Below are 21447 nucleotides of genomic sequence, written 5' to 3' on the forward strand. Positions count from 1 at the left end.
ACGACGAATGCGAAGATATGCATAAGAACTGCATAAATTGAACTTCATATTTACACAAAAACGGAGAGGGCAGAAGGAAGCTGAAGAAGTGAAACTAAAAGCTTTCTGAAAGAAAGCTACTTCGGAAGCATACGCTCGCCTTTATCACCGGATTTTCCCCTTTGGAAAAGGGATCGAAAAAAATCTGGGGATAACAGCGATCGGAAGCTTGTTCTGTCATCGGAGTGGTCAGTGTAAGTACAATTTTGTTCAATGTATGCAGGTTAGCAATAGGCGGGGAGGAGAGAGCGAATGCAACAGCAGCATGTCCCGGTGCCCGTTGGACCGAACAGGGAAAGGCAGCACCGGATGACAGCGGCCATATGTTCCATCATACTGCAAGGTCTTGGACAGCTGTACAATCGACAGTGGATTAAGGGAATTTGTCTACTATTACTGGAGGGAGCAGGGCTTGCGTACCTGCTTCCTCGCCTGTCACAGGCTGTATGGGGCATATGGACACTGGGGGAAAATACACAGCGTTTTGTCAAAGTGAATGGGTCCACCGTACTTCAAAGGGGAGACCATTCCATCTTTCTGCTGCTTGATGGCATTATCGTACTGCTGGTGTTTTTTGTGTTTATTCTGATCTATATCCTGAATATCCGGGATGCGTACGTCACGGGACTCGCCCGGGAAGAAGGCAAGCAAACCCTGGGCGCAGCGGCAACGCTTCGGAACATGATGGACAAAAACTTTCCGTATCTGTTCCTGTCCATCCCGGCACTGGGTATTCTTTTCTTCACTGTTATGCCCATCCTGTTTACAATCACGATCGCGTTTACCAACTATTCGGCCCCGGATCATATTCCGCCAGCCAAACTCGTGGACTGGGTGGGCTTCAAGACGTTCAGTGATCTGATTCAGCTCAAATCCTGGAGCCAGACATTCTATGGCGTGCTCACTTGGACGGTCATCTGGGCCATCCTGGCGACAGTCACCACCTATTTTGGCGGCGTACTTGTGGCACTGTTGATTGAACAGCGGGGCATACGCTTCAAGAAGCTGTGGCGGACGATTTTTATTCTGCCTTATGCCATCCCGCAGATTATTTCCTTGCTGCTCATGCGTAATCTGTTCAATGGTCAATTTGGTCCAATCAATACCTACATGAGAGCATTTGGGCTGGAGGGATTGCCCTGGCTTACAGATCCATTCTGGGCCAAAGTCACCGTCATTGTTGTCAACATGTGGATTGGTATTCCAGTCAGTATGGTGCTGATTCTGGGTGTATTGACAGCCATCCCTCGTGATCTCTACGAGGCTGCTGAAGTGGACGGAGCATCCGCATTTCAGAAATTCCGGATTATTACGATGCCGTTCATTCTTTTTGCCACGACCCCGGTACTCATCATGCAATTTGCCGGAAACTTCAACAACTTCAATGTCATCTTCCTGCTGACCAACGGAAATCCATTGCGGGGAGACTACCAGTACGCAGGGGCAACGGATCTGCTGGTAACCTGGCTCTACAAGCTCACACTCGACAATAACAAATTCAACATGGCTTCAGCGGTAGGTATTATCATCTTCCTCATTATCGCTTCATTCTCTATCTGGAACTTCCGCCGCTCCAAATCATTCAAGGAGGAGGACATGATTCAATGAAGACACGTAATAATCCGCTGCGTTTGGCCCTGAGTTATGTACTGTTGCTGGTCATCGCCGTTGTCTCCATCTACCCGGTACTCTGGATCTTTCTCTCTTCCCTGAGACCTGGTGCGGCATTGTTCAGTGAACGGTTGTGGCCGGAAGCTTTCACGCTGACCCATTACGGGGAGCTGTTCAATAACCCGTCCTTTATGTACGGCAGATGGTATATGAATACGCTGAAAATTGCCTTTTTCACGATGATCTTCTCCACATTGATGGTGACGCTTGGGATGTATGCCTTGTCCCGCTTCCGCTTCCGTGGACGTAAAACCATTCTCTCCACCATGCTGATCCTTGGCATGTTCCCAAGCTTCATGAGCATGATTGCAATCTATATCATCTTGCTGCAAATTAAATTGCTCGACACCCACGCTGCGCTCATTCTGGTCTATTCATCAGGAGCGGTACTGGGCGGATTTATCGTCAAAGGTTTCTTTGACACCATCCCGCGCAGCCTGGACGAAGCGGCGCGTATGGATGGTGCGAGTCACCTGCGGGTATTCACCAGCATCATCCTGCCGTTATCCAAGCCGATGCTGACTTATGTGGCTTTAACCAGCTTCACGGGTGCGTGGATGGACTTTATCTTCGCCCGGCTGGTGCTGCGGACGAAAGAGAACTGGACGCTTGCGGTGGGTATGTGGGATCTGGTCAACCGGTATCAGGACAGTAACTTTACGATGTTTGCTGCGGGGGCGGTACTGATTGCTATCCCAATTACCCTGCTGTTTGTTTTCCTGCAACGATTCCTTGTTCAAGGGCTGACGGCAGGAGCTTCGAAAGGGTAAACGCAGACTCCAGGAAGAAACATTATAGGACTAGGGACAATATCATCAGCTAAGCTAACGACCGCATGATTAGCCTCGCTAGCGTAACACTCACTTAACTCAGGCACTTCCGTAATGTCATGTCTTTGTCGACTGACAGAGCTGCGGAAGTGCCTGATTCTGTATGGGCTCGAATCATGATTAGGGAGGAACGTGATGTATGGGCATGAACCCGTCCAGTGAGCCTGAGATTACGGGGTACCAAGATGGACAAGCTGCATTGCAGAGTGCCAAGGCTCCGCCAACACTTTGGCGTAATGTTACCTTTCGAAGGATATTATACGGCTACGGCATCTCGGTCTTCGGGGATTGCTTCAATGGGATTGCGATTAGCCTGTGGGTGTTACAGACCACAGGCAGTGCAAAGAGCATGGCGGCCGTACAGATCTGCAATATGGCTGTCAGCTTTTTGTTTGGATCGGTGGCGGGTACGGTTGCAGACCGATTGGATCGCAGGAAGCTGATGCTGGCCTCGGATGTATTTCGCGGTGTAATGGCTATACTGATTGCGATTAGCTTATTCGGTTGGTATGCACCGTTCCCGGTGGTGCTCTTATTACTCTCGCTCTCTATGTTTTCAAGTCTGTTTCAGGCCCCTGCATTCCACGCCTCTGTAGCAAGTATGGTTGGAAGAGAGCATATTCAACAAGCGACCGGAACCATTCATATGGTGGATAACCTTGCCCGAATCAGCGGACTAGCGGCGGCGGGAGTGGCTGTTGCTGCTTTTGGCGGATTCGTCGCCATATTAATTACAGGGGCAACCTTTCTGTTGTCCGCAGTCTGTGTGCTGATGGCGGGCCGCTTTCCAGAGGTACAGCGATCCGGTAGTCAGCAGACCACGTTTGCTCAGGAGTGGCGCAGTTCGTTTGGCTACATCTATCGGAATCCTTTGATCCGATCCATTGTATTGCTCAATCCGGTGTTGATCTTATTTTTCATGTCGGCGATGATGCTGGTTCAAGTGATGGCGGTCAAGGTGTGGGAGGCTAATCCGGTGCAGTTTGGATTAATTGAGACCTGTATTCCACTCGGATATATGATTGGTTCTGCGCTTCTGATTGCTTCGGGGAAACGATTGAAGCGAAGAGGGAGCTGGGTATTTATCGGTCTGATTGTATTAGGACCACTCTACATTCTTTTGGCGAATGTAACCTCGCCAATCATGGCGTTGCCGTTAATCGTGGGCGGAGGTGCGATGTTTGCCTGCTGTACAATGCTCACTCAGATTATGCTGAGGACAGCCGTTCCGGACGAGCTGCAAGGAAGAGTCTATGGTGTGGTTGGAACAATCACCAGTACAGCGCCTATTATGGGATTGACGGTTATCTCTGTATTGGCTGATCAGTGGGGGGCAGCTTCTGTGCTGCAAGGCGTGGGCATATTGTTGCTGGCGACAGGTATTCTAGCCGCTACAACATTGAAGTCGATCCGAACCTATCAATGACATGTTATGATACATCAAAATGAAATGAGTTGAACCCACATGTATACATTCAACAGAGAGAGGATAGAAGCAATCTAAGTAACCTCGCTAGGTACAGCAAAACCCGGAGCAAACGCTGCGTTAGCGTAACTCCGGGTTAGCTTGTGGACTGAATATTTTATTGCCAGTTTACATTGACTGTGGCTGTACCGCTGGTTGGTGTGGTGAACGTGTGGTTGGAACCACCTTCCCACGTAATGGTTGCACCATTTTTCTTGAAGAATTTGAACTCCAGTTGTTTCCCGGCTGGCACGCTCACATCATAGTACCAAGTTGGGTAGGCGTGGATAACTTGATTGAATGCAGGTCCAATAGCTGTTGTACCCGTACTCCAGTTGCCCAGTTCTGCCACGTTACCTGTCAGATAGATGTTCTGACCCAGTGTGGTGGACGCATTATTAATGACAAATCGTACAGTGACCTGATCACCCGTAAGGATGGTAAAGTTGTTATACGCATTGCTGTTAACGCCGTTCGCAGCTACTTTCACAGCATAATTGCCTGCGGCAACAGCTGGAATGGTAACTTTGATCTGCGTATCTTCCCAAGATGTGATCGCAGCACCGGTAACGGCAGTTGTACCGAAGTATACGGTACCTTTGGTGGAGCCAAATCCACGTCCGCTAATGGTAACGACATTACCCGGTTTGCCCATCACCGGACCTACATGTCCGATCGTTGGTGTTGTTTCGCTCGTTGTATACTGCCAGACCGCGGTTGCTCCGGCTGCCAGGGTGAATGAAGAGACGGTACCATTGGTGGAAGTGATGTTATTACCGTTCAGTGTGCCGCCCAGTACATCGGTGTAGTTGCCTGTTGGCAGTGAAGTGCTTAGATTTGCAATGCTCGCTGGTGTGGAGAGATTACGGTTCACCGCAACAACGGCTACACTTTTACCGAATTTGCGTTCATAGATATACACATCATTATTGATCCAGCGCTGCTGCGTGGAGCCATAGGCAATTGCCGGATTGGATTTGCGCAGAGGGGCCAGCTTGCTGATTACGTTAAAAGCCGTTGTTGTTTTGGAGAAAGAAGGCATTTTGGCCCGATTATCAGGGTCTCCGTTTCCAGTCAGATATTGCTCGGTACCATAATAGATGGCAGGTACGCCGCGTGAAGTCAGCGTGAAGGCAAGCGCCTGTTCCAGACGACGATTGTTCACGGCACTTGTTTTGAACCGATCCATATCATGGTTGTCGATGAACGTAACTTGATCATTCACCTGATTGTAATCTGCTGCTGTACCTGTGATCATCGAATCGAGGGCATACATGTTGGATGTGTTATCCCGGAAGACGTTACGTACGGCAGAGTTAAAGCGGAAATCAAGCAGGCTCATTCCGGATTCATTGGCAAATTCCGTGTTATCCGCATCGGGTGCAGCAGATCCTAGGAACCATTCACCGAAGGTGAATACAGGTTTATGTGCATAGATGGAGGACATCCAACTCTTTTGCCAGCCGAGAGGCATATGTTTCACCGCATCAACGCGAATGCCATCCACGCCCATGTCGAGCCATAGCTTGATCGCGTCTTTGAAATATTGATCAATGGTGCTGTTATTGTGGTTCAGGTCAGCGAGGTCATAGAGGTTTTTGTAGATACCATTCTCCAGGGAGGAAAAATCGGAGCCGCCGTTGTGATGGAAATATCCATTTGTATCATTCGTGTATCCGCCAACAAGATTACCGTTATCGTACAACTTGCCATTCTCAGCAAAGGACGTATCGGTTTCCATGGCAGGAGACGTATGGTTCGGTGCAAAGTCAATGACGATCTTGATACCTTTGGCATGAGCGGTGGAAATTAGATTTTGAAAGTCGGCCATTGTTCCGAAATACGGATTGGTCTTCTTGAAATCCCGTGCCCAATAGCCATGATACGCCGTGTTGATCACGCCGCCGTAGTTGATCGTGGCAAAGATGTTTTCGACCGGCTGGGAGATCCAAAGTGCCGTAACGCCGAGATCGCTAAAATAGTTATCGTTGATTTTGTTGATCAAACCCTGCCAGTCGCCGCCACAATACAGCTTCAGGTTGCTACATGTGGCATCGTAGGCAGCTCCGGTGGGATTGTTGGAAGGATTGCCGTCCAGGAAGCGGTCCGTAAAGATCTGATAGATGACGTCTGTACTGAAGTTCTGCTTGTTGGTAACTGCGGTATCCGCATCGGCATAGATCGCGGAAGCAGGCAGATAGGGAAGTGCGCCCCCTGCAAGTAAACTGAGTGTCAGTGTTGTGCTGAGGAGTACGCGTTTGGCCATTTGAAACATAGTAATCCACCCTTCTCGTGAATGTAGTAGTTTAGATAAACAACCAACCTGGCTCTTGAATAATAGCGCTTTCAATACAACGGAGTGTTACGCGGTGGATAGAAGACTTCCCTCCTTTTGACACGCTAACAACCCCGGCATCTCCTTCGGGAGTTACCGGGGTTGTCCTAAACCGCTCAGGTTTAAAAGCATGGCCCTCGAGTTATGATCACAACGTTATCGTAAGAAATATTGGATCTTATGTCAATAACTTTTTTGAGAGCATTTATTTTCTATTTTTATGTTTACAAAAGCATGTCCGGGGATTTAAACTATTCGCAGATTCACAATATAAGGGCTATGTATCCCGGAACACTTACGTGTGTTCTGGGACAACCCCGTCTCTTCTGAGGCGGGGTTATTTGTTTGTATTATGCAGTCGAATCGGGAGAAGAGAGGCGGTTGATGATCGTTGAGTACCCATTCTGCCATTGAATGTTTGGAAGGCATTCAGGCGTCACGGCTGGGCAATATCCGCAACATTTATGTGTACCTCCCGCCTGGTTATCATGAGCAGACAGCCCGGCAATACCCGGTTCTGTACGTTCATGCAGGGCAGCGGGCTTTTGGTCCATCCGGGCCAGGCAATGAAACATGGAATATGGACCAGGCAGCAGACGGTCTTATTTCCTCCGGGCAGATTGAATCCCTGATTATTGTCGGCATTACGCATGTCCGTCCAGTCACACACAACGAATTCTATCACTTCATCGCTCCGGAGAGAGAGGCCGTGAGTGTGGGTTGCTCAGGCATCGCCTATGAGCATTTCATCATTCATGAACTCAAGCCGATCATTGATCATCGTTATCGGACGCTGCCGGACAAGTCGAATACCGGGCTGTTGGGTTCATCTGCCGCAGCGCTTTGTACATTGCACATGGGGATGCGAAATCCGGATGTTTTCGGAAAACTGATCATGATGTCGCCATTCTATGTGGATGTGCAGCTGGACGACACATCGGAAAGTGGACTGTTGGAAGAGAACATGTATCGCTTGCCAGAAGAGGTACCCGACGTTCGAATGTGGATGGATATTGGAGATACGGAAGGTCTGTTTCTGCCTTCCCAGGTCAGAAGGGTAGCTCATCAATTACTTGAACGCGGAGTAGGATCGGATGAGGAATTGGCATTTCTGGAACAGCAGGATGCCTGTCATCAGGAAGGTGACTGGGGAGCACGCGTTCATCTCCCGTTACTATACATGTTCGGCCACGTGGGTAAGCCCTCTTCGCTCAAACTGCTTGGAAGGGATGCCATCGGACTACAGGGTGGAATGACCGTGTGTATCAATGCGCAAATACACTACGAGAGCGGATTGGTTCAGAGTCTGCTGCATGGCAATTATACTTCAAGTGACCCGGGTGTCATCCAGGTTCGTTCGAGTGGAGAGCTGGTGCCTGTTGGTATTGGGAGTGCATCCATCACGCTAACTTTGGGGGAACTGTCTACTACACGCATCTACACGGTTGTTCCTGAATTGTCCACTCATGTGGAGGTCTGCATTCATGCGGAGGTAACCTCAGAGGAAGAGCCGGAGGAAACGATATATGGTGGGATGGGCATGAAGCTTGTCCGTTCCGGTAAAGGTCGATATCAGGGTTGTTACCAAGTCCCGCGTGATAGTGGGTTCTCCTTCCGATTTACTCGCGGTTTCCGTCGTTTCGAGACCGATGTGGATGGCAAGCCTATTGCCAATCGGGTATTTCGAGCGACAGATGATATGTCTGTGCATTACCTAATCCAATCCTGGGGCAGTACGTCAGCCAAAACGGGAACAGGAGGCCCAAAATGATCATTCCTTCATTCGCTCCAGTGCTGGACATTCCCTATTATTATCCCTGCAATTTCCCTCTGATTCATGAAGTGCTCCATCGACAAGGATCTATCACAAGTCTTGCACTGCTGGCGGCAAGTCGGTTGTACAGCCTTCCTTCGTGCGGGGATAACGGACTGGTGAAGCCTTATTTTCACAAACTGGATTATGTAGAGCCGATCTGGGAGATGTATGGTCAGCGGCAGCTAGACAGCTTCGAGGAGGGCAAGGCGCAGATCAGGCAGCATATCGGCGAAGGTGGGCTTTTTTTGGCTACAGGAACCAGTTATCATCTGCCTTATTGTGAGGATTATCAGAATCCCGAGTACATTCGCAAACACGTGAAGCAAGGCTCCCGACTGCATCTGGTAGACCATTGGATTGCCGTATATGGTTTGGAAGAAGAGCATGTTCACGTCTACGATCCCGTGCCCTCCAAGTATAAGGGGAAGGTTGCTCAAAGGGCCTTTCATGACTTCTGGAAAGGGAACCAAAGCATACCCGAGCTTGCTCAGGCCAAGCGCAAAGAAGAACTCCGAACGTATGGAACCATGGACATTCGGGCGACTGTAAAGCTTGACTCTGCCGGGTACCGAGAGATGTTGATCCAGGCGTTAACAACGCAGATTGAAGAGTTTCTGACAGGCCGGACGATTACACAAGGAGAGCGGAATTTTCATTTTGGACATGCGGTGTCTCTGCGGCTCTTAGATGCATTGCATGGGGCGAATGATGAGGATCAAGCCAATGAAATGTTGATATCTGGCCTGCTGTTTGATATGCGATGGAGTCGGTATTTTCTTCGAGATCTTCTTCAGGAGTCTGCCTTATGGCTCGGTTCTCCACTTGATCAATATGCAAGAGAATTCAGCGACATCATTGCACGGTGGGAGAAGGCATACAATATGTTGCAGGTAAGCCGGATGAAGAACCGTGAGCACTGGAAAGTACAGCTAACAGGTGTCATTAAAATGTTGGTCACGGATGAATGGCACTGGTATGAATCACTTCGACAGTCCATACCTCGGGCAGATTGCTTTCAACGTCAGACCGTGCCAAGGATTGGACAACGACACAGGGAGGCTTTGCTTCGTATCGTGCTGGATAGTTGCCGGGAGTTAAATGCATACCATAATACATCGATTCCGCTTGGTGAGGGTGGTAACGCTCCGCTATATGGACGAAATGGGCAACTGGATTCGCTGGAACTCGTGTCCTTGCTTGCAGTGGTAGAGCAGGGAATCGAAGATCGATGGGGGACGGGGATGGGAGCCGCACTGGCGGAGATGGCTGCTGCTTCTATGCCGGAAAGCCCGTATCAGACCGTGGGTTCACTTGTTGATTATCTCGCACAGCAATGGGCGCCTGCCGGTGAGGAGGATGCAAGATGTTGAACCAATTCTTGCTTGAACGATTCGCGGAACAGGGACAGCAACCTGCACTGATCTGGAAGGATCGGGAGTACAGCTACAGTTGGCTGCTGGAACAGGTTGACATCATGAGTGAGTGGATTACAGCAGAAGGGCTGACTGGGCAACTTGTAACGCTGGAGGAAGACTATTCCCCATATGCGGCGGCAGCATTGGTTGCTTTGCTCGGACAAGGGTGTATCGTGCTTCCCATGGATCGGTACCTGGTCGAAGCCAAACGACAGGAATACATCGAACTGGCACAGGTGAAATGGCGTTTGGGCGTTGAAGAAGGCAAGTTGTGCATTCGGCAAACATGTGAATTATCTGGAGAGGTTCCCGTGTTGTTATCCTCGCTGGCACAGGAGGGCGTAGGGGGCGTAGTACTCTTTTCATCCGGATCAACCGGAGTGAGTAAAGCGACTGTGCATCGTGCAGATCGGCTGTTACATCGTTTTCGGCGGCAGGTTCGGCCCTTGCGAACGATTCCATTTATGATGTTTGATCATATCGGCGGTGTGAATACAATGCTGCAATCCCTGTCCAGTGGGGGCTGTCTTTGTATCATTGCGGATCGATCTCCCGAAGAAGTGTGCCGAACGATTGAGAAGTTTCGTGTGCAGGCTCTTCCGGTCTCTCCAACATTCATGAATCTGTTGCTGCTGGGCAGAAATGATGAGGGGTATGATCTGTCGAGTCTCGAAGTTGTGTCATACGGATCGGAAGTGATGCCTGAATCCGTACTGGCAGCCTGGAACCGGAGATTTCCACAACTAAGGACGATACAAGCCTATGGCATGTCTGAACTTGGCATTCTGCCAACCCGCTCCAAAGAGCCAGGTTCTCTGCTGTTCTCCATTCAAGATGAAGGGGTCAAGTACCGGGTGGTGGAAGGAGAATTGCAGATTCACACGGAAACCGCGATGATTGGATATTTGAATGCACCATCACCCTTTACAGAGGATGGGTGGCTGCGAACTGGCGATGAAGCTGTGCTGGAGCAGGGGTACATTCGTATTCTGGGACGTCGTTCCGAGATCATTAACGTAGGGGGACGGAAAGTGTATCCTGCCGAGGTCGAGGGTGTTCTGGAAGAGATGGAATGTATTGAAGCGGCCGTAGTTTCGGGAGAACAGAGTGGTATCACGGGTCAGAGGGTGAAGGTGACTATCCGGCTGGCTACAGAATGTACTCTCACCGATCTGCGGCGATCCATCTGGGAATATTGTCAGGACAAGCTGCCTTCATACAAGATTCCGCAGAAAATCGTAATTACACAGGGAGCGCTCGTAAGTTCAAGAATGAAAAAAATACGAAAACCGATGACTTCGGCACCCTTCGCCTCGGCTGGGAAATAGGTCGCTGCCATCAATGAGTATCAGGCGGGAGAGTAGAGTAGTGAACTTTAACCTATCTGGAAACACAAAAGGGAACAGAAAAGGTGCTGCATCGAAGAGTTTCACCTTGCTTGAATCGGTATCGCTAACGAACCTCAAACATCCTATTGAGAGGATAATCAAGAAAAGTAAAACCTAACGAATCTCAGCAACGTTATTGCGTCGAAAACACGGCTTCTGCTCTCGAAAATCGACTTATTGGACGAAATAAGGTCTCTCTCTGATTCGTTAGACATTTAGCCCGCGTATAATAAAGCAAATAACGTGTGCTGGGTTCGTTAGGGTATGACGTATGAGATGCACAAGACGTATAAGATACAGAAGAGGCTGTCCTTGGTCGTCAATATGACCTGGAGGACAGCCTCTTTGAAGTTATTTTCCCTTGTTAGCCGTATTTATATCAGGCTTTCGCTGGTTGTTTGATCTCCATTTGCAGTAAGGAGAATCCGTATGCTTCCAGATCGAGGGTCAGTTTATTTTGCTGAGCTTCCACGGTGTTTGATGTGAACAGATTTCGCCAGATGTTACGATCTCCAAAGGGGAGTTCGAGGGTACACGGCTCATCACCCGCATTAAGAACAAGAAGCATACGCTCACCCGTATGCGAATCTAATCTTTCGATGGCAAGACAAGGGTCTCCGGCTTTTGCATATACGATCTTCAGTTCTGTGCTGCGCAGGGCAGGGTGCTGTTTGCGAAGGGCAATCGTTCGGGTGAAGAATTCCAGAAGCTCGTGATTCTGCTTGGTCTCATCCCACTCCATACACTTGCGGCAACCCGGATCATATCCTCCATCAAGTCCCACTTCGTCTCCATAATAGATACATGGCACACCTGGATACGTAAGCAACAACGTAACGGCAAGTTTCATCTTGCGCTCGTCTCCATCACATAAAGTCAGCAGTCTGGGTGTATCATGACTTCCAAGCAGATTGAAGGCCGCTTCTGTTACAGGCTGTGAATAGGCTGCGAGCAGTTTACCGATCTCATTGGCAAATGCTAGGCCGTCGAGCTTGCCGTGCACCGTATAGTCCAATACCGAGTTGGTAAACGGATAATTCATCACGGCATCGAACTGGTCTCCCTGAAGCCACATGAGCGAATCATGCCAGATCTCACCAAGCAAATAGGCGTCAGGCTTGATGGCTTTTACCGTCTGACGGAATTCGCGCCAGAACTGATGATCCACCTCATTTGCCACATCGAGCCGCCATCCGTCAATGTCCATCTCCTCAATCCAGAAACGTCCTACCTCCAGCAAATATGCCTTCACTTCAGGGTGTTCCGTATTCAGCTTTGGCATAAGCGGTTCAAAGGCAAAGGTGTCATAAGTTGGTATACCATCCTCCACACGTGGCGGCCAGTCTTTGATATAGAACCAGTCTGCGTAGGGGGAAGCGGCTCCATTCTTCATGACATCGACAAAAGGAGGAAACTCTCTGCCGGAATGATTGAATACCGCATCCAGAACAACGCGTATGCCGCGCTGATGACAGGCATCCACAAACGCTTTGAACTGTTCATTGGTTCCAAAGTGAGGATCAACTTTCATATAATCGCCTGTATTGTATTTGTGATTCGTCGTGGCCTCAAACAGCGGACAGAAGTAGATGGCATTGATGCCAAGCTGGCTTATATGATCCAGATGATCAAGCACACCTTGGAGATCCCCACCGAAGAAGTTCACCGGTGTAGGTTCCCCTCCCCAGGATTCAGCATTTTTGGGACTGATGGATGGATCGCCATTGGCATAACGTTCAGGGAAAATCTGATAAAACACAGCATCCTTAACCCAAGCAGGCGGCTCAAAAATGTCGACCGGGTTCATAAATGGAAAATCAAAGAATTCAAGTGGATGATCAGGCAGCGCCTGCTCGAATCCGCGCTCTGTCATCCAGACCGATTCCTCTCCCTGAATCAGTTGGAAGCCATACCGTAATCTGCGATAGGGAGGTGAAGTCTCGGCTTCCCAATAATCGAACATTTCATCCCGGGCAAAGATGTGCATGGGAATGTGTGTAATCGTCCGATCCCAGGCATATTTGTCCCCGGTAATAGCGATTACCGCATCCAAATCACCGCGTTTTGAACGAAGTCGCAAATGCATGGTCGAGCGGTCATAAGCATAGGACCAATTGAGTTTGGGGCGATGGTAAATGGCTTCAAGAATCATGTGAATCACTCCTCGTCAGATGATGAAATTCAGATAAAAGTGGCTATAAACGCAAAAAAAGGCACAACCTCAATTGTTCACGAGGTTGTACCTTTCGGCAGCATAGCCTTTTGATTATAGTGCTATTATACGAACTAACTCAGCAAAAGAAAACACTTTTTTTCCTTAAATTTCAAATTTTTTTATTCGAAATGTAGGACGCATATCTGCAATTACTGTTTTTTATAAATCAAATCCAAGTTTATTGGCGTATGCAGAGAATTCTTTGTGAAACTTTTCGATATTTTTCTTGCCGGCAGCAATTTTGGCATTGGATTGTTTCAGGATAGCGCTGTTTACCGTTGTTTTGGAGACCGCTTTTTTAGCGAGTTGGAATCCTTCCAGCTGTGTATAGCTACCTTTAATCAGGTTGGCATGGATTTTTTGCAATTCTGTATTTTGCGGTTTAATCAGCTTCAGCTTGGAAACATATTTGGTGTAGTTAGGAATCGCTGTGTTGGTCAGTTTCAAGAAAACGGACTTGCGATTGGAGGATGTAATGTAAAATCCACCTCCCAAAGCATTGAAGGCTTTCTCCTCATATACCGATGCCATATCCAACTGATCAAGGTAGTTGAGGAAATCTTCTTCTTCGACTGTAGGGATCGGTTCTTGTTCTGACGTGTCAACTTCTTCATAGTATTCGTCTTCCGAATATGTAGTGGTTGAGTCATCCGCAGCAGAGACGTAGGACCCTGCAGGTGCAAATACCCCGCCAAGCAAGACAAAACTCATAATAAATGATAAAATCCAAGATTTTTTCACGTTCCAATTTCCCCTATCTATAGATGTGATTTTATTCCAATGGATAATCTAACATAGTACGACAAGAAATTACAGGAATTGTTTTACAGTAAATATCTTGGTTGAATGCATATGATTGAATAATGATCCACCAGCAAAAAGGGCATGTATTAGATGAAGCTAAAAGTAAGAAGAGAGATTTGTATATTTAGCAGGTAAGAAAAAAATTACATATATGGTTTATGTGTAGGCGTATTGTATCGATATATATTGTATTGATTTAGTTAATATATCTTTATTTAATGTTGTTTTATGAAGTTGCAGAGTTCGACAGGGAGTGAGAAGTTTTTCCAAATAAAATGCTTGTATAATGATTTCATCTCCATTACAATACAATTGATAATGAGATTCAATATCATTTAGATAAAAAAGGGGAGACGGATTTCATGTATAAAGTAAAGAAAAAGCTATACATTTATGCAGCACTTATTCTGATGATTTCACTACTTGCTGGCTGTGCTTCGGGTGGAAGTGTTGAGACAACGAATACATCCAGTCAAGCTGCAAGCAGCAATGAGAGCAATAATGAAAGTGATACAACTGCAAGTGCGACTGAAGATCAGACCCGAGTGATCAAACATGCTATGGGCGAAACCACAATCAAGGGAACTCCGCAAAAGATTGTTACACTGTTCCAAGGTGCTAATGATGTTGTCGTTGCACTGGGCGTGAAACCGACAGGTGTGGTTGAATCATGGGTTCAGCAGCCAGTCTATGAATATCTGAGAGCAGATCTGGACGGAGTTCCACAAGTAGGGCAGGAATCGCAGCCCAATCTGGAAGAGATCAACAAGTTGAAACCCGACTTGATTATTGCTACGAAGATCAGACATGAAGAGATCTATGAGCAATTGTCCCAGATCGCACCAACGGTAGTGACGGAGACCCTGTTTGACTGGAAAGAAACGGTGAAAACTGTTGGGGAAGCGATGAATATGGTTGAGCAATCGGATAAACTGTTGTCTGATTGGGATGGCCGTGTAGCAGATTTCAAAGAGAAAATGGGCGATCGTCTGCCAATTGAAGCAACCATCACGAACTTTAGAGCCGATCAGGTTCGTATTTTCTACATGGGATACGCAGGTAAGATTCTGAATGAACTTGGGTTCACCAGACCTGCCGGACATGACGCAGACACATGGGGAGTTGAATTGACTTCCAAAGAGAACATTCCGGACATGAATGCAGACATGATCTTTAACTTTAACTCAGGCACAGAAACAGATGCCATTCAGAAAAATTATGATGATTGGACCAGCAGTCCACTGTGGAAAAATCTTGATGCAGTCAAGAACAACCAACTGGTTCAGGTCGATGAAGTGGCCTGGAACATGGCAGGTGGATACACATCGGCCAACATGATGCTGGACGATCTATATAAGCAGTTCAACCTGAACTAACTAACAGGAGCAGGACCTGCCATGCACCAGGACATTCGTTAACGAAGTGTATGGGCAGGCAGGTCTTTTATCATTTTACAGATGAAAGAGTGAGAATATGTTTCCCCTTTTTACGAAGGCAAGTGCCAAAGTCTATGGACTGGCTGGTTTATTCATATTACTTCTACTTGTTTGCCTAGCCAGCATGATTCTGGGACGCACGCATATCACGTTTCAGATGGCATGGGAGGCGCTGCAATTCTATGATGAGAGCTCGGTAGAACATGTGGTTCTGTTGACGGAACGGTTGCCACGCACGGTTATTGCTGCTGTCGTTGGTGCAAGTTTGGCCGTGGCGGGTGGACTGATGCAGGCATTAACACGTAATCCGCTTGCATCACCGAGTGTGTTTGGAATCAATGCAGGTGCGATCTTTTTTATTGTCATTGCCATCGTTGTATTGTCCGTATCCTCGCTCACCACCATGATGTGGTTTGGCTTTGCCGGAGCTGCGGTTGCCGCGGCGATTGTATATGCGCTGGGTTCCCTCGGTCGTGATGGCCTGACACCGATCAAAATTGTACTGGCGGGGACGGCCATCTCAGCATTGTTTGCCTCGTTCACACAGGCCATTCTGGTGCTGGATGGAACCGGATTGCAGGATGTACTGTTCTGGCTTGCCGGTTCAGTAAGTGGTCGGACGTTGGATATGTTATATCCTGTGTTGCCGTACATGACAGGTGCAGCTATTGTCTCTCTGTTCATGGGCAGAGCCATCAATCTACTCTTGACGGGTGACGATATCGCCAAAGGCATGGGACAGAATGTACTACTGGTCAAAGTACTCATGGGAATTGTTACTGTGTTGCTGGCGGGTGGTTCAGTTGCCGTAGCCGGCTCAATCGGTCTTGTTGGTCTGGTTGTCCCGCATATCATGCGTGCACTGGTGGGCAATGATTACCGCTGGCTCGTTCCTTACTCTATTGTAGGGGGAGCAATTCTGCTGCTGTCCGCGGATGTGGTTGCACGGCTGGTGATCATGCCGCAGGAAGTTCCACTTGGTGTCATGACTGCACTGATTGGCGGACCCTTCTTCGTCTATATTGCCCGCAAGGGGGTGACGAAGATATGAGGAAGATGTTGACTTTCCGCAACAAAAAAGACACCGTTTCGGTGCAAATGGAACGAAAATCATTGGTTGTCATCAGTGTATGTATCCTCTTGTTCCTGATGGCAGGAGTGGTTGGTACCAGTGTAGGCAGTGACTTTATTTCTCCGCTGGATGTGCTTCGAACGATATTTGGTCTGAATGAAGGGGAGCATGACTTCGTCGTGCTGACCTTAAGACTGCCACGGGTGTTATTATCTCTGCTCGTAGGAGCAGCCCTCGGCATGTCAGGTGCGCTCTTGCAAGGTATTATCCGTAACCCGCTGGCCTCACCGGATGTCATCGGTATTACTGGCGGTGCGGCCGTTGCAGCTGTAGGTTTTGTTACATTGCTGGGTGGAACGGTGAGCATCAAGTTGTTGCCATTGTTCGCCATCGCTGGCGCAATTGTGACGGCATTGATCATCTACGTGCTTGCTTGGAAAAAAGGAGTCAGTCCGATCCGTCTGGTGCTGATCGGGATAGGAGTGTCAGCCATTACCGGAGCTGGAACAACCTTTATGTTGATCCTGAGTCCGTTCTACACGGCAGGTCAAGCCTATATCTGGCTGACTGGAAGTGTGTACGGAGCATCCTGGACCGATGTCCGAACCATTCTCCCGGTTATCATTATTGTTGTTCCTTTGGCGATCTGGTTCGCCCGCAGCCTGAATGCACAAGAATTCGGGGACGATCTGGCCACAGGGCTGGGTGTAACGGTACAGTGGCATCGTTCTGCATTGCTGTTATGCAGTGTACTGCTGGCAGGAATTGCCGTGGCGGTTGCCGGAACCATTGGTTTTGTTGGTCTAATCGCTCCACATATTGCCCGGAAGCTGGTTGGCCGGATGTTTGGCAGTATGCTGATCGTGTCCGGACTGGTTGGTGCTCTGCTTGTATTTGCCGCAGATCTCATAGCCCGTACGGCCTTTCTACCGCTTGACGTTCCCGCAGGGGTATTCACTGCAGGTGTAGGCGCACCATTTTTCCTGTATTTGTTATTCAAGAATCGAAATCAGTTTTGAGGAGGAGAGGGCTGTGAGTATTCTGGAAGCCAAGGAGCTTACGATCTCCTATGGAGCAGATCCCATTATTGAAAATTTGAACCTGACCATTCCCAAGGGACAGATTACCGTCCTGATTGGCAGCAACGGCTGTGGCAAATCTACGCTGCTGCGTACGATGGCCCGGTTGCTGAAATCCAGCTCCGGTTCGGTGCTGCTGGATGGCGAAGAGATTGCAAAGCTGCCAACCAAGGAAATTTCAAGACGCATGTCCATCCTGCCACAGGGCCCGACCGCTCCGGAGGGCCTGACGGTGAACCAACTGGTTAAGCAAGGACGTTATCCACATCAAACGTGGCTGAAGCAATGGTCCCGAGAGGATGAGCGTATGGTCAAGCTGGCACTTGAATCCACACATCTGACAGAACTCGCGGATCGACCTGTGGATGCATTGTCCGGTGGACAGCGTCAGCGTGCCTGGATTGCAATGACACTTGCGCAGGGTACTGAAACCTTGCTATTGGATGAACCTACAACCTATCTGGATATGACACATCAGATTGATATCCTCGATCTGTTGTTTGAGTTAAATGAACGAGAAGGACGCACGATTGTTATGGTACTTCATGATCTGAATCTGGCATGTCGTTATGCGCATCACATTGTGGCTGTTCACAACAAGTCCATCTACGCAGAAGGTAAACCGGAAGATATCGTTACACAGGAGATGGTCCGGAAGGTTTTCCAGATGGAGTGTGAGATTGCGGTCGATCCACTGTTCGGCACACCAACCTGTATTCCACATGGAAGGGGAAGGCAGTTGAATGGAAAACAGCGTTACACCCAGCTGGCTTGAGGATCAAAAAGTCCGCTTTTGATTCGTTCAATAGTTATTCAAAACTCCAACTCAACTCCATTGTATGATCATACAGATGACAAATTAGGCAAGCCGTTGGTAAAACCATGTCCCAGGCTTGCCCGGTTTGTTGTGCCTATTATTCGATAAGAGCATATCTACTTCGACTCAAACCTACACCGAATTACAACTTATTTTCCCTTAAAAGTTTATTATTGACAATACAGCTCGAATTGCCATAAAATAGATTTTATATGATATTGATAATCATTATCAATATATAATTACAAAAAAATGATGAACGTATGAGCAATATAAGTTGAATTAATCATTTACATGCAACGGAGAGGACAGAAAAAACCTGAAAAAGCGAAGCGTTCGCCTTTATCCCCGGATTTTTCCCTTGAGAAAAGGGAATCAAAAAAATCTGGGGATAACAGCGATTGGAAGGTTGTTCTGTCATTGTAGTGTCGGTGTAAATAATCTTTATTTCAACTTATATAGGAGCGAGTACCTTCATTCGATCGAGGAGGATTTTCAGTGTTTCCGAAAGGGATTCATAATCTGCAAAACCGACTCATTATAAGCAAAGCGAGAGAAATGGGTATCACCTGTGAGCCACTTCTTGAGGGATGCGAAGATTTTCTGAAGCTGTCTCTAGGGGATAATCAGATCATCATTAACAAAACCAGATCTCATCGTCTGCCGTTAATTGCCGGTTTGCTCGCGAAGAACAAGCAGGCATGTAATATGTTGTTGCATGAACAGGGAATGCCTGTGCCATCATTTATCGTAATCCCAGAGATGGGAAGCGATGCAGCAAATTTTCTGAAAAGGCATGGCTCCATTGTAGTGAAACCGCTGGATGCGAGCAGCAGCATGGGTGTGACGCTGGATGTGCGTACCCCAGATGAACTGGAGGCAGCCATTCATCTTGCGAGTGTCCATGGCAGCAGTATTATGTTGCAGCAATATGTGACCGGGATCGATTACAGAGTGCTGATTATTAACGGTGAAGTGGCGGCTGTGAATGAGTATCGACCTGTCTATGTCGAGGGAAACGGAACTTCAACCGTTCGGGCGTTAATTGAGCAGTTGAATCAGGAACGAATCGAGATGACGCCCATTGGCGAGTATGAAGCGTTTCCCAAGGTTAATGCAGAAGCTGAACGTCTGTTAGAGGTATTACGTGCACAAGGGACAACACTGGATGAAGTTCCTGCCGCTGGTAAAGAAGTCGAGCTATATGATCTCCGTAACTCAGCCGCCGGAAAAATCAGTGAATTCTACAAGGATTGTACCGGAATCATTCATCCCGAGAATGCGCGAATGATCATTCAAGCGGCCAAAACTCTTCAGATTGATGTGGCAGGGGTTGATGTTCGTTGTTGTGATATCCGCACGCCGATCTCCAGAGAACAGGGGGGCATTCTGGAAGTGAACGCTTTGCCAGATCTGACACACCACGTCTTTCCCCATGGTGGAACAACTCGTGATGTGGTTCGGTTGTACCTGGAATACCTGTGTCAGGAGCAACTTGAATATAAGGTTTATAGCTTATAACAACGTATAGATGACAATATATAACGGATAACGGATAACAGATGACGGATACCATCATGTATAATTCGGACCTTACATGATTTTGAACCAGTACCATGTCACATACAAATAAATGTAGAACAAGAATCACAGGCAGCAGGTTCAGCCTGAATCGATTATAAGGAGCGTTAGAGGGCTATGTCAGTAGAGGTGCAGACGGAATATCTGAAGATGCAAAATGAGAAGGAATCCAATGCAAGATCGTACCCCAGACATTTCCCGCTTGTCATTAACAAGGCCCAAGGGGTGAAGATTACCGATACGGAAGGCCGTGTATTCTACGACTGCCTGGCTGGTGCAGGAACATTGGCGCTGGGGCATAACCATGACACGGTGGTCAACGCCATTCGCGATGTTCTGGATCAGCAGATTCCGCTTCATACACTGGATCTGGCAACACCGCTGAAGCTTTCATATATGCAAGAACTGTTTTCCATTCTCCCGGCCGAGATGCGAGACAAAGCCAAAATCCAGTTCTGTGGTCCAACCGGAGCGGATGCAGTAGAAGCAGCCATTAAGCTGGTCAAACATGCAACAGGTGGCAAGTCTATTCTTGCCTTTCAGGGAGGTTATCACGGTTCAACACAAGCGACGATGTCGATGAGTGGCAACCTGAGCAAGAAACAACATCTGCAAAGCCTGCTGCCGGATGTTCATTTCCTGCCTTTTCCTTATGAGTACCGCTGCCCATTTGGCGTTGGTGAAGGAATGACGGCCCGGTTAAGCGCACAGTATATCGAGAACTTGCTCGATGATTGCGAGAGCGGTATTGCGGCACCGTGTGGGGTCATTGTGGAGACGGTGCAGGGTGAAGGTGGAGCCATTCCGGCAGATATCGAATGGCTGAGGGAGCTGCGCAGAATTACGGCAGAGCGAAGCATTCCGCTTATTATCGACGAAGTGCAGACAGGCATTGGACGGACAGGACGAATGTTTTCGTTTGAACATGCCGGAATTGTACCCGATGTAATCATCTGCTCCAAAGCAGTTGGCGGAAGTTTGCCGATGTCTGTTGTCATCTACCGGGAAGAGCTGGACCAGTGGCAGCCTGGTGCACACACAGGTACGTTCCGTGGCAATCAGCTGGCCATGGCAGCGGGACTTGCGACACTTCGTTATATTCGGGAACAGGATGTTCTACACAACGTACATCTGCGCAGTGAGCAGTTCATGAATCAACTGAATGCATTGAAAGAGCAGTATGCAGAGATTGGTGATGTGCGTGGCAGAGGGTTGATGATTGGTGTTGAGGTGGTTAATCCGGCAGGAAGCAAGGATCGTCTGGGACATTATCTGCCTAATGGTGCGCTGGCTGAGTCTATTCAGCATGAATGTTTCAAGAATGGATTGATTGTGGAACTGGGCGGGCGTCATTCAGCGGTTGTTCGTTTTCTGCCGCCGCTGAATATTACGGAGCAAGAATCGGGTGCAATCCTTGCGATCTTTGAGAAATCGGTAGCTGAAGCGATTGCCTTAGCAACAGCCGCATGCTGAAGCTGTCCCTG

Annotated in this window: 15 protein-coding genes; 12 read left to right on the forward strand and 3 right to left on the reverse strand. The window is 48.2% G+C overall.

Annotation, left to right across the window (positions count from 1 at the left end; genetic code table 11):
- Positions 1-291: 291 nt before the first annotated feature.
- The 3 genes from MKY87_RS20650 to MKY87_RS20660 all read left to right on the forward strand — a co-directional run bounded on the left by MKY87_RS20650 (position 292) and on the right by MKY87_RS20660 (position 3966).
- A complete protein-coding gene (locus MKY87_RS20650) occupies positions 292-1647 on the forward strand; it encodes a sugar ABC transporter permease (RefSeq protein ID WP_340965941.1) in 1356 nt (451 codons plus the stop codon).
- Positions 1644-2480: a sugar ABC transporter permease gene (locus MKY87_RS20655; RefSeq protein ID WP_339786019.1), complete on the forward strand. Its 837-nt coding sequence runs from the start codon at positions 1644-1646 to the stop codon at positions 2478-2480. Before MKY87_RS20650 ends, MKY87_RS20655 begins: the two co-directional genes overlap by 4 nt.
- A 199-nt stretch (positions 2481-2679) precedes the next feature.
- Complete coding sequence (locus MKY87_RS20660; protein ID WP_340965942.1) at positions 2680-3966, forward strand: MFS transporter; 1287 nt, start codon at positions 2680-2682, stop codon at positions 3964-3966.
- Between the two features lie 157 nt (positions 3967-4123).
- Here the strand turns inward: MKY87_RS20660 and MKY87_RS20665 are convergent, their stop codons facing one another.
- Entirely contained in the window at positions 4124-6280 is a 2157-nt protein-coding gene (locus tag MKY87_RS20665; protein ID WP_339786014.1) for an alpha-amylase family glycosyl hydrolase, read from the reverse strand.
- A 451-nt stretch (positions 6281-6731) separates the two neighbouring features.
- On the opposite strand from MKY87_RS20665, the gene MKY87_RS20670 reads away from it, so the two are divergent.
- The 3 genes from MKY87_RS20670 to MKY87_RS20680 are packed head-to-tail and all read left to right on the forward strand — an operon-like array spanning position 6732 to position 10899.
- A complete protein-coding gene (locus MKY87_RS20670; RefSeq protein WP_340965944.1) occupies positions 6732-8111 on the forward strand; it encodes an alpha/beta hydrolase in 1380 nt (459 codons plus the stop codon).
- A complete protein-coding gene (locus MKY87_RS20675) occupies positions 8108-9526 on the forward strand; it encodes a hypothetical protein (RefSeq protein ID WP_339312305.1) in 1419 nt (472 codons plus the stop codon). The genes MKY87_RS20670 and MKY87_RS20675 overlap by 4 nt, the downstream gene beginning before the upstream one ends.
- Positions 9520-10899 carry an ANL family adenylate-forming protein gene (locus MKY87_RS20680; protein ID WP_340965945.1) on the forward strand — a complete coding sequence of 460 codons (1380 nt, stop codon included), beginning with the start codon at positions 9520-9522 and terminating at the stop codon, positions 10897-10899. The genes MKY87_RS20675 and MKY87_RS20680 overlap by 7 nt, the downstream gene beginning before the upstream one ends.
- 439 nt (positions 10900-11338) lie before the next feature.
- On the opposite strand, the gene MKY87_RS20685 is transcribed toward MKY87_RS20680, so the two are convergent.
- Both MKY87_RS20685 and MKY87_RS20690 read right to left on the reverse strand, forming a co-directional pair.
- Positions 11339-13111 carry an alpha-glycosidase gene (locus MKY87_RS20685; protein WP_340965947.1) on the reverse strand — a complete coding sequence of 591 codons (1773 nt, stop codon included), beginning with the start codon at positions 13109-13111 and terminating at the stop codon, positions 11339-11341.
- 222 nt (positions 13112-13333) lie between these two features.
- Positions 13334-13915, reverse strand: a complete 582-nt coding sequence (locus MKY87_RS20690; protein WP_340965950.1) for a hypothetical protein — start codon at positions 13913-13915, stop codon at positions 13334-13336.
- Positions 13916-14340: 425 nt separating this feature from the next.
- Here MKY87_RS20690 and MKY87_RS20695 point away from each other — a divergent pair, with 425 nt between their 5' ends.
- From MKY87_RS20695 to MKY87_RS20720, 6 genes are all read left to right on the forward strand, one after another.
- On the forward strand, positions 14341-15354 hold the full coding sequence (locus MKY87_RS20695) for an ABC transporter substrate-binding protein (protein ID WP_340965952.1): 1014 nt from the start codon (positions 14341-14343) through the stop codon (positions 15352-15354).
- Positions 15355-15451: 97 nt separating this feature from the next.
- A complete protein-coding gene (locus tag MKY87_RS20700; protein ID WP_339785998.1) occupies positions 15452-16465 on the forward strand; it encodes a FecCD family ABC transporter permease in 1014 nt (337 codons plus the stop codon).
- A complete protein-coding gene (locus MKY87_RS20705) occupies positions 16462-17505 on the forward strand; it encodes a FecCD family ABC transporter permease (protein WP_340965954.1) in 1044 nt (347 codons plus the stop codon). The genes MKY87_RS20700 and MKY87_RS20705 overlap by 4 nt, the downstream gene beginning before the upstream one ends.
- A gap of 13 nt (positions 17506-17518) precedes the next feature.
- A complete protein-coding gene (locus MKY87_RS20710; RefSeq protein WP_340965956.1) occupies positions 17519-18340 on the forward strand; it encodes an ABC transporter ATP-binding protein in 822 nt (273 codons plus the stop codon).
- A 540-nt stretch (positions 18341-18880) separates the two neighbouring features.
- Positions 18881-19903, forward strand: a complete 1023-nt coding sequence (locus MKY87_RS20715) for a hypothetical protein (protein ID WP_340965957.1) — start codon at positions 18881-18883, stop codon at positions 19901-19903.
- A 177-nt stretch (positions 19904-20080) separates the two neighbouring features.
- Entirely contained in the window at positions 20081-21436 is a 1356-nt protein-coding gene (locus MKY87_RS20720) for a diaminobutyrate--2-oxoglutarate transaminase (protein WP_340965958.1), read from the forward strand.
- Positions 21437-21447 lie beyond the last annotated feature (11 nt).

It is taken from the genome of Paenibacillus sp. FSL R7-0198, from assembly GCF_038000415.1.
Taxonomy (GTDB): domain Bacteria; phylum Bacillota; class Bacilli; order Paenibacillales; family Paenibacillaceae; genus Paenibacillus.

Excerpts from the sequence above, each read along its gene's own strand:
- MKY87_RS20675 (WP_339312305.1), top strand. The coding sequence starts at position 8,108 with ATGATCATTCCTTCATTCGCTCCAGTGCTGGACATTCCCTATTATTAT.
- MKY87_RS20705 (WP_340965954.1), top strand. The coding sequence starts at position 16,462 with ATGAGGAAGATGTTGACTTTCCGCAACAAAAAAGACACCGTTTCGGTG.
- MKY87_RS20665 (WP_339786014.1), bottom strand. The coding sequence starts at position 6,280 with ATGTTTCAAATGGCCAAACGCGTACTCCTCAGCACAACACTGACACTC.
- MKY87_RS20700 (WP_339785998.1), top strand. The coding sequence starts at position 15,452 with ATGTTTCCCCTTTTTACGAAGGCAAGTGCCAAAGTCTATGGACTGGCT.
- MKY87_RS20695 (WP_340965952.1), top strand. The coding sequence starts at position 14,341 with ATGTATAAAGTAAAGAAAAAGCTATACATTTATGCAGCACTTATTCTG.
- MKY87_RS20655 (WP_339786019.1), top strand. The coding sequence starts at position 1,644 with ATGAAGACACGTAATAATCCGCTGCGTTTGGCCCTGAGTTATGTACTG.
- MKY87_RS20685 (WP_340965947.1), bottom strand. The coding sequence starts at position 13,111 with ATGATTCTTGAAGCCATTTACCATCGCCCCAAACTCAATTGGTCCTAT.
- MKY87_RS20650 (WP_340965941.1), top strand. The coding sequence starts at position 292 with ATGCAACAGCAGCATGTCCCGGTGCCCGTTGGACCGAACAGGGAAAGG.
- MKY87_RS20720 (WP_340965958.1), top strand. The coding sequence starts at position 20,081 with ATGTCAGTAGAGGTGCAGACGGAATATCTGAAGATGCAAAATGAGAAG.
- MKY87_RS20660 (WP_340965942.1), top strand. The coding sequence starts at position 2,680 with ATGGGCATGAACCCGTCCAGTGAGCCTGAGATTACGGGGTACCAAGAT.
- MKY87_RS20680 (WP_340965945.1), top strand. The coding sequence starts at position 9,520 with ATGTTGAACCAATTCTTGCTTGAACGATTCGCGGAACAGGGACAGCAA.